Source organism: Pseudonocardia yunnanensis (assembly GCF_039534065.1).
GTDB lineage: Bacteria > Actinomycetota > Actinomycetes > Mycobacteriales > Pseudonocardiaceae > Pseudonocardia > Pseudonocardia yunnanensis.
In genome coordinates, this window is the sequence record NZ_BAAAUS010000024.1 from 296,231 (window position 1) to 310,409 (window position 14,179).

Sequence of the window (14,179 nt, forward strand, 5' to 3'; positions counted from 1 at the left end):
TCAGACGTCGACGGGACGGCGCGGGTCGATGAATCCCGACTCGTAGGCCGCGACCACCGCCTGGGTGCGGTCGCGCGCGCCCAGCTTGGCGAGCACGTTGCCGACGTGGGTCTTCACCGTCTCGACTCCCACCATCAGCTCCCGGGCGATCTCGGCGTTCGAGAGCCCGCGCGCGATCCACCGCAGCACCTCGCCCTCCCGTTCGGTCAGGCCCGCGCCACGTAGCTCGTCGCCGCCGTTGCGCCCGCGGGTGGCCACCAGGTCCCGCACCGCCGCCGGGAACAGCAGTGACTCACCGCTCGCGACGATGCGTACCGCCTGCACGATCTCGGCGGGCCGCGCCCGCTTGAGCAGGAAGCCCGTGGCGCCCGCCTGCAAAGCGTCGTAGACGTGCCCGTCGTTGCCGAACGTCGTGAGCACCAGCACGCGCGGCGGCTTCGGGAGGTTCGTGACCAGGTGGCGGGTGGCGGCGATCCCGTCCACCGCGGACATCCGCACGTCCATCAGCACCACGTCCGGCGCGAGCCTGCGCACCAAGCCCGGCACCTCGGCGCCGTCGGGCGCCTCGCCCACCACGGTGATGTCCGGTTCGGCGTCGAGAATCGCGCGCAGACCCGTCCGCACGAGCTCCTCGTCGTCCACCAGGAGCAACTTGATCATTGCGACATCATCTCGGATCCCCGCAGCGGGAGCCGTGCCGCCACCCGCCATTCCCGCTCCCCCGCACCCGCCACCAGGTCACCGCGCAGGACGTGCACGCGCTCGCGCATCCCGGCGAGCCCGCGGCCGCCCCCCGGCCGGGCGCGGGTGTCGGCGCCCAGGGGGTTCGTCAGCTCCAGTTCGAGCACGCCTGGTCCGACCGCGACGCGGACGGTCACCGGCACCGGCCCGGCGTGGCGCAACGCGTTCGTGAGGCCCTCCTGGACGATCCGGTACGCCTCACGGGAGACCGCACGCGGCACCGCGTCCATCGATCCTCGTACCTCCACGTCCACCGACACCCCCGTCGACCGGGCACCGGCCAGGAGGGTGTCGAAATCGGCCAGGTCGGGTTGGGGCGCCCGGTCCGTCCCGGTTGCGCCGTCGCGCAGCAGCCCGAGGACGTGGTCGAGGTCCTCCAGAGCACCCCGGCCCGCCTCGGCGATCGCGTCGAGCGCGCGGGCGACGAACGCGGGATCGCTGTCGAGCACCCGGGCGGCCGCGCCCGCCTGCAGCGTGGTGACCGTCAGCGCGTGGCCGACCGAGTCGTGCAGCTCTCTGGCGAGCCGGTTGCGCTCCGCCAGCGCCCGCTCCGCCTCCCGCACCCGGGCCAGCTCGACGGCCATCCGCTCGGCGGGCGAGGGCCCGAGAACGCGCGGAGCGAGCCGCGCGAGCACCGCGCCGCCGGCCGACACCGCGTGAAGGAGAACGATCGGGAGCGCCAGTCCCAGGACCGGGAACCAGGCCGCGGCAAGCCCGGTGGGAAACGGGGCGAGCTCGCGCCAGGGCGCGAGGAGGAAGCCGACGCTCGCCGGCAGGACGGCGAGCGTCACGAGCGCAGTGAGCCCGCCCGCCGCGAGATTGACCAGCAACCAGCCGGCAGCGCGCCGACGACCCGGCCACGCGTCGAGCGTTCCGGGATCGGGATCGGGCACGACGGCGCCGAGCAGGGCACGGGCCGCGGTGATCTCCAGGGCACGTACGCCCGGCACCAGCGCCACCCCCACAGCCATGGCGGTTGCGGGCACGAGCAACAGCAGGAGGTCCAGCGGCCGCAGGTCCCCGGCGTTCACCGCAGCGACGAACAGCGCCGCCAGCCCCAGATACGGCAGCAACAGCACCGCACCCAGCAACAGATGCACGAAACGGCGGTAGGTCAGCCCCGACGTGACGGGGCCCAGGACCAGCCGCAGCGTGCGGGACACCCCACGATCGTCGCAGAACCGGACAACGAGAGCCCCCCCGCGGGAGGGAGTCGGATCACTAAGTCGCGAGAGCCAGCCGACTGGGTGATCGCTGGTGGGGACGGGCAGGCGCGGATGACCCGGCTACCGGTCCGAACCGCCGATCACAGCCGGCTGCCCACCCCGGAAAGCGGGCGGCGCGGTGATCATCAATTGGGGCCCGCCAGCTGCGGATGACACGACTCCTGGGCCCGAACTGCCGATCATGGCCAGCTGGGGGCGCGCCCCATCCAGACCCCGGCGGGAGCGCACCATGATCATCAGCTGAGGCCTTGCAGCCGCGAATGACACGCCTACGTGGACCGAATTCCCGATCTTGAACAGCCGGCGGGACCGCCCGCCGCCCGTGATTCCCAGTCGGGACCCGCCAGCCGCGAATTACACAGCTACCGCGTCCGATCTGCCGGTCACAGCCGGCTGACGGCCGTGGCAGAACACGAACACCGGGACAGCGGGCAATGATCATTATTTAGGGACGGACAGCCGCGAATGACACGGCCTCCGGTACCGAACTGCCGATCATGGCAAGCCGGCGAGCCTGCGCGACAGGCCCCGCACCCGGCCCTGGGCCACAGCACGCCATGATCACCGCTTGGGCCCGGCAGCCGCAGATGGCACGCCTACGGGCCAGGACTGCCGATCACGACCGGCCGGCGAGCCCGCCTCGGACCGGGCAGCGCCCGATGATCGCCACTTGGGACCTATCAGCCGCGAATGACGCGCCTGCAGGGACCGAATTTCCGATCTTGACCAGCGGCGGGCCTGCCCCGGCGCGCGGGGAGGTCAACCAGCCACCTCCGAGTCGGTACCGGGAATGCCGGCCTTCGAGGGGGCACGCCCGCTCATGATCGCCACTCGGGGCCCGGCAACGGCCTATGACGCGGCTGTCAGTCCCGAACTGCCGATCACGGCTGGCGGACGGTCGTGGCAGATCTTGCCCACACCCGGACAACGGGCGGCGGTGATCGTCATTTGGGAACGGACATCCGCTAATGACACGGCCACCGGTACCAAACTGCCGATCATGGCAACCCGGCACCGGGCCTGGGCCGTAGCACGCCGTGATCATCAATTGGGACCCGACGGCCGTGAGTAACTCGGCTACCAGGCCTGAACCGCCGATCACCGCCAACCGGCGGGCCTACTGGACATGCCTTGCCCCCGACCCCGGCGGCAGGGGCCATGATCACCACTTGGGGCCCGGCAGCCGCAGATGGCACGCCTGCAGGGCCCCGACCGTCGATCATGAACCGCCTCGGAGCTGCCCGGGACATGCCGGCGCCCTGGACGGAACCGGTGATCATTAGTTGGGAAGGGGCAGCCGTCTACGGCGCGGCAGCCGGGCCCGAATCGCCGATCATGGCGATCTGTGGGACAGGTCCGCCGCTACCCCCGACAGCCGCGCGCCATGATCACCAGTTAGGGCCCGGCAGCTGCCGAGGAGACGGTTACGAGGCCCGAACTGTCGATCCTGAACCGCCGAGCGGGCGGGCCGGCGCCGGCAGCCCCCATGATCATCGGTTGGGGATGCGGGACTGCGGATGACGCGGCTGCCGGGCCCGAACCGTTGATCATCGGGAGGCTCACGCCTGAGCCGGTGCCTCCACGACCTCGATCCGCACCCGCTTGTTCCCCTTGCCCTTCGACTCCGTGCCGATCACCCGGACGGCGCCGACCTCCGCGGTGCTGGCGACGTGCGTGCCACCGTCGGCCTGCTTGTCGAGGCCCACGATGTCGATCACGCGCAACGGGTCGATCTCGCGTGGGATGAGGTTCGCCGCCGTGCGGATCAGGGCGGGGTCGGCGTCGGCGGCGTCGCGGCCGAGGAACTCGACCACCACGGCACGGGCGGCGTCGAGCTCCTCGTTGATCCGCCCCTCCAGACGCCGGCCGAGCTGGAAGTCCAGCCGGCCGGAGCCCGGTTCCATGTTGCCGCCGGTGACGGGGATCGCGAACTCCGACCAGACCACGCCGCAGAGCACGTGCAATGCGGTGTGGGTGCGCATGAGGAGGTGGCGGCGGTTCCAGTCGAGCTCGCCTGCCACCTCGGCGCCCTCAGCGGGCAGCTCGGGCGCGTCGAGCCAGTGCCAGATCCGGCCGCCCTCCCGTTTGACGCGGGTGACGGCCGCTGGACCGGCGCCCCAGTCGAGCGTGCCGAGATCGTGCGGCTGCCCGCCACCACCGGGATAGAACGCGGTGCGCGCCAACGCCACCCGGCCGGCCCCCCGGTCGACCTCGGTGATCGCGGCGTCGAAGGAACGGCGGTAGGCGTCGGTGGCGAACAGCTCCTCGGTCACGCCCGCAGACTAGGACCGCCCGCTCAGGCTCCGTTGCGGGCGTCGAGCAGGACGTCGGCGTCGAAGCAGGTCCGCTCGCCGGTGTGGCACGCGGCGCCCGTCTGGTCGACGATCACGAGCACGGCGTCGCCGTCGCAGTCCAGCCGCACCTCGTGCACGTGCTGGACGTTGCCGGACGTGTCGCCCTTCACCCAGTATTCCTCGCGCGAGCGCGACCAGTAGGTGGCCCGGCCGGTGGTGAGTGTGCGGTGCAGCGCCTCGTCGTCCATCCAGGCCACCATCAGCACCTCCCCGGTGCCGCGCTGCTGGGCGATCGCGCAGACCAGCCCGTCGGCGTTGCGCTTGAGCCGGGCCGCGACGGCCGGATCGAGCGCGGAGACCTCGACCCTCGTCATCTCACCTCCACGAGCCCGGTGCGCAGGCCGTCCTTGACGTCCTTGATCCGCAGCTGCCCGAAGTGGAAGACGCTGGCGGCGAGCACGGCATCGGCTCCCGCCTGCACCGCGGGCAAGAAATGCTCGACGGCGCCGGCACCACCACTCGCGATCACCGGGACGTCCACCACGGCTCGGACCGCGGCGATCATGCCGAGGTCGAATCCGGCCCGGGTGCCGTCGGCGTCCATCGAGTTGAGCAGGATCTCCCCCACGCCGAGCTCCTGGCCGCGTGCGGCCCACTCGACGGCGTCGATCCCGGTGCCGCGGCGTCCGCCGTGGGTGGTGACCTCCCAGCCCGACGGGGTGGGCTCGCTGCCCTCCGGCACCGTGCGGGCATCGACGGACAGCACGATGCACTGAGCGCCGAACCGGCGGCTGGCCTCGCGCAACAGCTCCGGGCGCGCGATCGCCGCGGTGTTGATGCTGACCTTGTCGGCACCGGCTCGCAGGAGCGTGTCGACGTTGTCCGTGGTGCGGATGCCACCACCGACCGTCAGGGGGATGAACACCTGCTCCGCGGTGCGGCGTACGACGTCGAGCATCGTGGCCCGCTCCCCCGACGACGCCGTGACGTCGAGGAACGTGAGCTCGTCGGCGCCCTCGGCGTCGTAGATGCGGGCCATCTCGACCGGATCGCCTGCGTCACGCAGGTCGGCGAAGTTGACGCCCTTCACCACCCGGCCCGCATCGACGTCCAGGCAGGGGATGACGCGCACGGCGACGCCCATCAGCCGGCCGCCCGTCCGGCGGCGTCGACGGCCCCCACCGCAGCAAGCGCCTCGGGAAGGGTGAACCGGCCCGCGTAGAGGGCCTTGCCGACGATCGAGCCCTCGATGTTGACGCCGGTGGCGGCCACCTCTGCCAGCGCGACCAGGTCGGCGACCTCGGCGATCCCCCCGGACGCGATGACCGGCGCCTTCGTAGCGCCCGCGACGTCACGCAGCAGGTCGATGTTGGGGCCGCGCAGCGTGCCGTCCTTGCCCACGTCGGTGACGACGTAGCGGGCGCAACCGTCGCGGTCCAGCCGCTCCAGCACTTCCCACAGGTCGCCGCCGTCGGTGGTCCACCCGCGCGCGGCGAGCCGGTGGCCTGCCTCGGTGATCCGCACGTCTAGGCCCACCGCGATCCGTTCGCCGTGGGCGGCGATGGCTCGTGCGCACCAGTCGGGGTGCTCCAGCGCCGCGGTGCCGAGGTTCACCCGGGCGCAGCCCGTGGACAGCGCGCGTTCCAGGGACTCGTCGTCGCGGATGCCGCCGGAGAGCTCCACCGCGACGTCCAGCTCACCGATGACGCCGGCGAGCAGTTCGGCGTTCGATCCGCGGCCGAACGCGGCGTCCAGGTCGACGAGGTGGATCCACTCCGCGCCGTCGTTCTGCCACTGCAGCGCGGCGTCTCGCGGCTCGCCGTACGCGGTGGCGGAACCGGCTTCGCCCTGTACGAGGCGCACGGCCTGGCCGTCGGCGACATCGACGGCGGGAAGCAGCGTGAAACTCACGGGGAAAGCCTACGCGGTGGCGTATCGCCCACCCGCCCGGCGATCATCACTCGAGATCATCCGGCGGAAGGGCGCGAGAAGGGGCTCGACGTACCCCACGATGCGGATGGTCAGCCGACGATGTCGCGCAACCAGTTGCGCAGCACCACGGCACCGGCGTCGCCGGACTTCTCGGGGTGGAACTGGGTGGCCGCGAGCGCACCGTTCTCCACGGCGGCGACGAAGTCCTCGCCGTGGTGGGCCCACGTGACCAGCGGCGGACGCAGCACGTCCGACGCCTCCATCTCCCACCGCCGCACCCCGAAGGAGTGCACGAAGTAGAAGCGGGTGTCGGCGTCGAGGCCCGCGAACAGGGTGGAGCCCGTGGGGACGCGCAAGGTGTTCCAGCCCATGTGGGGCAGCACGTCGGCCTTGATCCGCTCGACGGTGCCCGGCCACTGCCCGCAGCCCTCGGTGCGCTCGCCCCACTCCACGCCGAGGTCGAACAGCACCTGCATCCCCACACAGATGCCCAGCACCGGCCGGCCGCCGGCGAGGCGGCGCTCGATGATCCGCGGCCCGTTGACGGCGCTCAGACCGCGCATGCAGGCGGCGAAGGCACCCACCCCGGGTACGACCAGACCGTCGGCCTCGAGGGCGGCGTCGGCGTCGGCCGTGACCGTGACATCGGCGCCGACGCGTTGTAGCGCGCGTTCGGCAGAGCGGAGGTTGCCCGACCCGTAGTCCAGCACGACGATCCGCGACACGGGGCAAGGATAGCCGCAACTCCGTTGACCTCTACCCGGGTTCAACAAGCACGCTCCCCGCCCTGACGACAACCACCGCCGCCGGCCGCGCGCTGCAGATCGCCGACGCTCTGTTCGCTGCTGGTGGCGGTTCTCATCGCCGGTCGGGCGGGCGCCGCAACGGGGTGATCCTTCACGCACAGGGCCGCGCCGGTGGCTGCGGCACGGCCCTGCGTTCGTGGGAACCCGTCGTGTTGGCCGGATTGGCCCTCACTGACCGTCAGAGAGTGCCCTTCGTGGACGCGACCCCCGTGATCCGGGCGTCCCGCTCCACGGCGGCGCGCAGCGCACGTGCCACCGCCTTGAACTCGGCCTCCGTGATGTGGTGCGGGTCGCGTCCGTCGAGCACCCGGACGTGCAGGGCCAGGTGTCCGTGGAAAGCGAGGGACTCGAAGACGTGGCGGTTGAGCACCGTGGGGTAGTGGCCCCCGACGACGAAGCCCTGCATGACGTCGGGCTCCCCCGTGTGCACGGTGTACGGGCGGCCCGACACGTCGACCACGGCCTGCGCCAGTGCCTCGTCCATCGGGATCCAGGCGTCGCCGAAGCGGCGGATGCCCTTCTTGTCGCCCAGCGCCTGCCGGATCGCCTGGCCGAGCACGATCGCGACGTCCTCGACGGTGTGGTGGGCATCCAGCTCGACGTCACCCTCGGCTCGCACCGTGAGGTCGAACGCGCCGTGCTTGCCCAGCGCGTCGAGCATGTGGTCGAAGAACGGGACTCCGGTGGACACCTCGGTGGTGCCGCTTCCGTCCAGGTCGATCTCCACGAGGACCTTGGATTCCTTGGTGACCCGCTCGACGCGGCCGATCCTGCTCGTCATCTGCGCAACTCCCGCTCCACCACGTCCGCTGCGACCTGCAGGAACGTGTCGTTCTCCTCCGGCGTACCGATCGTGACGCGCAACCGCTCCGGGATACCGACGTCGCGGATCAGCACCCCGCGGTCGAGCAAGGCCCGCCAGGCTCGCGGGGCGTCGGCAAAGCGACCGAAGAGCACGAAGTTGGCATCGCTCGGCACCACGTCGTAGCCGATGGAGGCGAGCTCCGCCACCACGCGGTCGCGTTCGGCGCGCAGCAACGCCACCGAGCCGAGCGTGGCGTCGGCATGCCGTAGCGCCGCGCGCGCGGCGGCCTGCGTGAGCGAGGAGAGGTGGTAGGGCAGCCGGACGAGCTGCAGCGCGTCGACCACCGCGGGTGCGGCGGCGAGGTAGCCCAGCCGCCCGCCTGCGAAGGCGAAGGCCTTGCTCATCGTGCGCGAGACGATCAGCTTGCGCCCGTGGGTGGGCAGCAGCGTGATCGCAGTGGGGCGGTCGGAGAACTCGGCGTAGGCCTCGTCGACCACCACCACGCCGGGCGCCGCGTCGATCAACGCGGCCAGCTCGGCGGGTTCCAATGACTGGCCCGTGGGGTTGTTCGGGCTGGTCAGAAACGTGATGTCGGGTGCGCGCTCGCGCAGCACGGCCACGGCGGCGTCGACGTCGATCGCGAAGTCGGCGCGCCGCGGTGCCGGGAGCCACTCGGTGCGTGTGCCCGCGGCGATGATCGGGTGCATCGAGTACGACGGCTCGAACCCCACCGCGGTGCGGCCGGGCCCGCCGAAGGTCTGCATGATCTGTTGCAGGATCTCGTTGGAGCCGTTGGCGGCCCAGACATTGGCCATGCCGAGCGTGACGCCACTGGCGCCCGTCAGGTAGGCAGCGAGGTCGGTGCGCAGGGCCTCGGCGTTGCGGTCCGGGTAGCGGTGCAGATCGACCGCGGCCGCCTGGACGGCCTGGGTGACGTCCGCGACCAGCTCGGGCGGCGGCGGGTAGGGGTTCTCGTTGGTGTTGAGCCGCACCGCCACGTCGAGCTGCGGCGCACCGTAGGGGCTGCGGCCGCGCAGGTCGTCGCGGAGGGGAAGGTCGTCGAGGGTGACCTCATCGCCGACCGCCGAAACGAAGCACGTCACTGGGCGAACCTCGCTGTGACCGCCTGGCCGTGCGCGGGCAGATCCTCGGCGGCGGCGAGCGTGACGACCTGATCGGCCACGTCGCGCAGCGCCTCCTCGCTGTACTCCACGATGTGCACGCCGCGCAGGAACGTCTGCACCGACAGGCCGGCGGAGTGACGCGCACACCCGCCGGTGGGCAGCACGTGGTTGGAGCCTGCGCAGTAGTCGCCCAACGAGACCGGCGCGTACGGGCCGACGAAGATCGCGCCCGCGTTGCGGACCCGGAGCGCGACGGCGCGCGCGTCCTCGGTCTGGATCTCCAGGTGCTCGGCGGCGTAGGCGTCGACGACGCTGACGCCGTCGGCGAGATCGGAGACCAGGACCGCCGCGGACTGCGGCCCGGTGAGAGCCGTGCGGATCCGTTCGGTGTGCTTGGTCTGCGGCACCTGGCGCCCCAGCTCGGCGTCGACGGCGTCGACCAGCTCGGGCGAGGTGGTGACCAGCACCGACGCCGCGTTCGGGTCGTGCTCGGCCTGGCTGATCAGGTCGGCGGCCACGTGCACCGGGTCGGCCGTGCCGTCGGCCAGCACGGCGATCTCCGTGGGGCCGGCCTCGGCGTCGATCCCGATGAAACCCCGCAGGAGCCGCTTGGCGGCGGTGACGTAGATGTTGCCCGGCCCGGTGACCATGTCCACGGGCTCCAGCGGCGCGCCGTCGGTGTCGGTGCCGCCGAAGGCCAGCAGCGCCACGGCCTGCGCACCGCCGACCGCCCACACCTCGTCGACCCCGAGCAGGGCCGCTGCGGCGAGGATCGTGGGGTGCGGCAACCCGCCGTGCTCGGCCTGCGGCGGCGAGGCCACCACCAGCGACTCGACGCCCGCGGCCTGAGCCGGCACCACGTTCATGATCACGCTGGACGGGTAGACCGCGAGACCGCCCGGCGCGTAGAGCCCCACCCGCTGCACGGGCACGAACCGCTCGGTGACGGTGCCGCCCGGCACCACGTCGGTGACGATGTCCGTGCGGCGCTGGTCGGCGTGGACCGCACGGGCCCGCTCGATCGACGTCTCCAGAGCGGTGCGCACCGACGGGTCGAGCGCGGCCAGAGCACCCGTGAGCGTCTGCTGCGGCACCCGGATCCCGGAGGGACGCACCTTCTCGAACTGCTCGGCGAACTCCAGAGCGGCCTCGGCCCCGCGCTCACGCACCGCGTCGACGATCGGGCGGACTCGATGCAGCACCGTGTCCACGTCCACCTCGGCGCGTGGTAGCAGGCCACGCAGATCGGCGGTGCGGGGCAAGGGCGCGACGCGCAGGTCGAGTCGGCGAAGCATGGGTCCCAGGGTACGGGCGCAACGCCGTAATCGGACCAGGGAGGCATACCCGCTCGTGCTGCGGGTGGATCGTGCGGCCATCGTGCGAATCTCCTGTCCGGCCGGAAATTGGCTCAGCGATAAACGTCCTCGCGGTTGCTTCGGCGATCCGGAGTCACCGAGGCCCTCTTAAGGACGGGGCTGCACCCCTCGTCTGTGACAGCGGGCCGCGCCCCCGCGGCCCGCGACGGCAGTCGCTTGCGTCACACGACGGCCGGGCCGGGGCAGGAGGACGACAGTCGAAAGGGCGCCACGGATCAGGCCGTCGCGGTGTCGGCGCCGCGCTCCAGATGCCGGGCCACGTGCCCTGGACCGGTGGGCCCCCGGGTCAGGACCGCAGGTCGAGCCCGAGGTCGAGCGCGGTGACCGAATGCGTCAGCGCCCCCACCGAGAGATAGTCGACGCCGGTAGCGGCGTACTCCCGGGCATTCGCGAGCACCAGCCCGCCGGACGACTCGAGCTGCGTCGGCCGGTCGCCGCGCCTCCGCACGGCCTCCCGCGTCCGGTCCACGGAGAAGTTGTCCAGCAGCACCAGCTCGGCATCGAGCGCGAGCACCTCGTCGAGCTGTTCGAGCGTGTCGACCTCCACCTCGCACGGCAGGCCGGGTGCCCGGGACCGGGCCGCGGCGAGCGCCGCGCCGACCGAGCCGGCAGCGGCCACGTGGTTGTCCTTGATCAGCACCGCGTCACCGAGGCCGAGGCGGTGGTTCACCCCGCCCCCGCAGCGCACGGCGTACTTCTCCAGCAGCCGCAGCCCGGGCATCGTCTTGCGGGTGTCGCGGATGCGAGCAGCCGTGCCGGCCACGGCGTCCACCCAGGCCGCCGTCGCCGTCGCCACGCCCGAGAGGTGACACAGCAGGTTCAGGGCCGTGCGCTCCGCGGTGAGCAGGCCGCGCACCGGCGCCCGCACCGTGAGGGCGACGTCGCCCGCCGCGAGCCGGTCGCCGTCGGATCGCGCGTCGAGCACCTCGAAGCCACCGGCTGACCCGTCTCTGCCCAGCCCGTTCTCACCCAGCACGGCGTCGAGGACGGCCAGCACGGCGGGAACCCCGGCGAGCACGCCCGGCTGCCGCGCGGTGAACGCTGCGACAGCCACGGCATCGGCCGGGACGGTGGCCGCCGTGGTCGCGTCGGGGCCGTAGCGCAGGTCCTCCCCCAGCGCGGTCTCGACGACGCGCTGCAGGTCGTCCAGATCAGGTCCGATCGTCACCGAGGTCATGCCGCCACCGCCATCTCCTGCACTGTCGGTCGTCCCGCTCCGTCGAGCCCGATCACCAGGCTCGACCGCTGCCAGACGTCGTCCCGCTCCGGGAAGTCGGTGCGCACGTGACATCCCCGGGTCTCCCTGCGGTGCCCGGCCGCGGCGAGCACGGCCTGCGCCAGGAGGGTCAGCGCGGCGTCCTCCACGCTCGTCCGGTCGGTCGGCACCCGCAGCGCGGTGGCCGCCTCCACGGCGTCCGATGCCGAGGCGAGCCCGGCGGCGTCACGTCCGATCCCGGCCGCCACCGTCATCGCGTGCTGCACGATCGAGCGCGGCGCGATCGCCACAGCAGGAGCCGGCTCCGAGAGGACGACACCCATGGCCCGCGGCACCTGCCGGTCGGCGGCCACGGCGCGCGCGGCACGCCCGCCGATCACGAGTCCCTCCAGCAGGCTGTTGGACGCCAGCCGGTTGGCGCCGTGCAGGCCGGTGCGAGCCACCTCGCCCGCGGCGTACAACCCGGGCACGGCGGTGCGCCCGTGCAGGTCGGTGACCACTCCACCACACGCGTAGTGCGCTGCGGGCGTGACCGGGATCGACTCCCGGACGGGGTCGATGCCCACTGCCCGACAGGCCGCGTAGACCGTCGGGAAGCGCACGGCGAACTGCGGGATGGCCGTGGCGTCGAGATGGACGTACTCGGCGCCGGTGTCGGTGAGTGTGCGGGTGATCGCCGCGGCCACGACGTCGCGCGGGGCGAGGTCGGCGAGCGGGTGCACGCCCGTCATGAACCGCCGCCCGGCACGGTCGAGCAGCACGGCGCCCTCCCCGCGCACGGCCTCGGTCACCAGCGGAAGACGGCCGACCGCCCGCGTCCTCCGCCCGGCGCCGGGCGCGGCGACCGGATGGAGGGCGGTGGGATGGAACTGCACGAACTCCAGGTCCGCCACGGTGGCGCCGGCCCGCAGAGCCAGCGCGACACCGTCGCCCGTGGCCGTGGCCGGATTGGTGCTGCTCGCGTACAGCTGCCCGTACCCGCCGGTGGCCAGCAGCACCGCGGGCGCATGGAGCACGCCGGGACGCCCGGCGTCGTCCAGCACGGCGAGGCCCGCGACCGCGCCGCACTCGTCCCGCAGGACGTCCGTGGCGACGTGTCCGGCGAGCAACGGCAACTGCCGGTCGTGGACCGTGGCCACCAGGGCCCGCTCGATCTCCGCACCGGTGGCGTCGCCGCCGGCGTGGATCACCCGGAACGCGGAGTGGCCGCCCTCTCTGCCGCGGGCGAGCCTGCCGTCGCCACCGGCGTCGAAGACCGCGCCCCGGGCACGCAGCCGCGCGACCGCCGCCGGTCCCGCGCTGATGATCTCCCGCACGGCGACGGCCTCGGAGAGCCCGCCGCCGGCAGTGAGCGTGTCGACGATGTGCGCATCGACGCTGTCTCCGGACACGTCACCGAGCACGACGGCGATCCCGCCCTGCGCCCAGCGCGTCGACCCGGCGTCGGGCGCGTCCTTCGTGACGACGACGACGCGGAGCCCGAGCTCGGCGGCATCCAGCGCGGCGGTGAGCCCGGCGACACCGGACCCGACGACGACGAGGTCGGCCGCGGCTTCCCAGGCCTCACTCATTCCGCACCCCCGGGCTGTCCGATCTCGATCATGCGCTGGACGGCCGCGCGCCCGCGGGCGGCGAGCTCGGGGTCGACGTGCACCTCGTCGGTGCCGTCGCGCAACGATCGGAGCAGTTTCTCGGGGGTGATCATCTTCATGAACCGGCAGGAGGCGCGGTCGTTGACGGCGCGGAAGTCGATCTCCGGGGCAGCGCGGCGCAGCTGGTGGAGCATGCCGACCTCGGTGGCCACCAGCACGCTCTTCGCCGAGCTGGTGCGGGCGGCGTCGAGCATGCCGCCGGTGGAGAGGATCTTCACCCGCTCCTCGGGCACCGCGCCCGTGCCGGCGAGGTAGAGCGCCGACGTGGCGCAGCCGCACTCGGGATGGACGAACAGCTCGGCGCCGGGGTTCGCCTCGACCTGGGCGGTGAGCACGGAGCCGTTGATCCCGGCGTGCACGTGGCACTCCCCGGCCCACACGTGCATGTTCTCCCGCCCCGTGACGCGCCGGACATGGGCGCCGAGGAACTGGTCGGGCAGGAACAGCACCTCACGGTCGGACGGGATCGACTCCACGACCTCGACGGCGTTCGACGACGTGCAGCACACGTCGGTCTCGGCCTTCACCGCCGCGGTGGTGTTGACGTAGGAGACGACCACCGCGCCCGGATGCTCGGCCTTCCAGGCGCGCAGCTCGTCCGCCGAGATCGAGTCGGCGAGGGAGCACCCGGCGGCGGCGTCGGGAATCAGGACGGTCTTGTCGGGAGCAAGGATCTTCGCGGTCTCGGCCATGAAGTGGACGCCGCAGAAGACGATCGTCGACGCGTCGGACTCCGCCGCGATGCGCGAGAGGGCCAGCGAGTCGCCCGTGTGGTCGGCGATGTCCTGGATGGCCGGTAGCTGATAGTTGTGCGCCAGCAGCACGGCATCGCGGCGGCGGGCGAGCTCACGGACCTCGTCCGCCCAGTCCGAGTCGACCGGCGGCGCCCCGGTCGAGGTGGTGGCGACCTCGGTGACGGTCACGATGTCCTCCTTCTCCCGTTTTCGACTATGAGTCGTAAACAGGTGCGATCGTAGCAGCGCGTTCAGCCCGCCACACCGCTCTCG

At 72.5% G+C, this 14,179-nt stretch carries 13 protein-coding genes; all 13 read right to left on the reverse strand.

Features of this window, described 5'->3' with window-relative positions:
• Nucleotides 1–660, reverse strand: coding sequence for a response regulator (locus ABD743_RS23035; RefSeq protein WP_344724223.1), 660 nt, complete (start codon nt 658–660; stop codon nt 1–3).
• Nucleotides 657–1,904, reverse strand: coding sequence for a sensor histidine kinase (locus tag ABD743_RS23040; RefSeq protein ID WP_344724224.1), 1,248 nt, complete (start codon nt 1,902–1,904; stop codon nt 657–659). The genes ABD743_RS23035 and ABD743_RS23040 overlap by 4 nt, the downstream gene beginning before the upstream one ends.
• 1,622 nt (nt 1,905–3,526) lie before the next feature.
• Nucleotides 3,527–4,240, reverse strand: a complete 714-nt coding sequence (locus ABD743_RS23045) for an alanyl-tRNA editing protein (RefSeq protein WP_344724225.1) — start codon at nt 4,238–4,240, stop codon at nt 3,527–3,529.
• 23 nt (nt 4,241–4,263) lie between these two features.
• Nucleotides 4,264–4,635, reverse strand: a complete 372-nt coding sequence (gene hisI, locus ABD743_RS23050; protein ID WP_241043218.1) for a phosphoribosyl-AMP cyclohydrolase — start codon at nt 4,633–4,635, stop codon at nt 4,264–4,266.
• A complete protein-coding gene (hisF, locus tag ABD743_RS23055) occupies nt 4,632–5,405 on the reverse strand; it encodes an imidazole glycerol phosphate synthase subunit HisF (protein WP_344724226.1) in 774 nt (257 codons plus the stop codon). Before hisF ends, hisI begins: the two co-directional genes overlap by 4 nt.
• Nucleotides 5,405–6,172, reverse strand: coding sequence for a bifunctional 1-(5-phosphoribosyl)-5-((5-phosphoribosylamino)methylideneamino)imidazole-4-carboxamide isomerase/phosphoribosylanthranilate isomerase PriA (gene priA, locus ABD743_RS23060; RefSeq protein WP_344724227.1), 768 nt, complete (start codon nt 6,170–6,172; stop codon nt 5,405–5,407). Before priA ends, hisF begins: the two co-directional genes overlap by 1 nt.
• 110 nt (nt 6,173–6,282) lie before the next feature.
• Nucleotides 6,283–6,918: an imidazole glycerol phosphate synthase subunit HisH gene (hisH, locus tag ABD743_RS23065; protein WP_344724228.1), complete on the reverse strand. Its 636-nt coding sequence runs from the start codon at nt 6,916–6,918 to the stop codon at nt 6,283–6,285.
• 259 nt (nt 6,919–7,177) lie between these two features.
• On the reverse strand, nt 7,178–7,780 hold the full coding sequence (gene hisB / locus ABD743_RS23070) for an imidazoleglycerol-phosphate dehydratase HisB (RefSeq protein WP_344724229.1): 603 nt from the start codon (nt 7,778–7,780) through the stop codon (nt 7,178–7,180).
• Nucleotides 7,777–8,907: a histidinol-phosphate transaminase gene (locus ABD743_RS23075; protein ID WP_344724230.1), complete on the reverse strand. Its 1,131-nt coding sequence runs from the start codon at nt 8,905–8,907 to the stop codon at nt 7,777–7,779. Before ABD743_RS23075 ends, hisB begins: the two co-directional genes overlap by 4 nt.
• Complete coding sequence (gene hisD, locus ABD743_RS23080; protein WP_344724231.1) at nt 8,904–10,223, reverse strand: histidinol dehydrogenase; 1,320 nt, start codon at nt 10,221–10,223, stop codon at nt 8,904–8,906. The genes ABD743_RS23075 and hisD overlap by 4 nt, the downstream gene beginning before the upstream one ends.
• Before the next feature lie 367 nt (nt 10,224–10,590).
• A complete protein-coding gene (gene nadC / locus ABD743_RS23085; protein ID WP_344724233.1) occupies nt 10,591–11,481 on the reverse strand; it encodes a carboxylating nicotinate-nucleotide diphosphorylase in 891 nt (296 codons plus the stop codon).
• Nucleotides 11,478–13,091, reverse strand: a complete 1,614-nt coding sequence (locus ABD743_RS23090; RefSeq protein WP_344724234.1) for an L-aspartate oxidase — start codon at nt 13,089–13,091, stop codon at nt 11,478–11,480. The genes nadC and ABD743_RS23090 overlap by 4 nt, the downstream gene beginning before the upstream one ends.
• The gene (gene nadA, locus ABD743_RS23095; RefSeq protein ID WP_344724235.1) at nt 13,088–14,095 is read right to left on the reverse strand and encodes a quinolinate synthase NadA; all 1,008 of its coding nucleotides are present in this window, start codon (nt 14,093–14,095) and stop codon (nt 13,088–13,090) included. The genes ABD743_RS23090 and nadA overlap by 4 nt, the downstream gene beginning before the upstream one ends.
• Nucleotides 14,096–14,179: the final 84 nt, after the last annotated feature.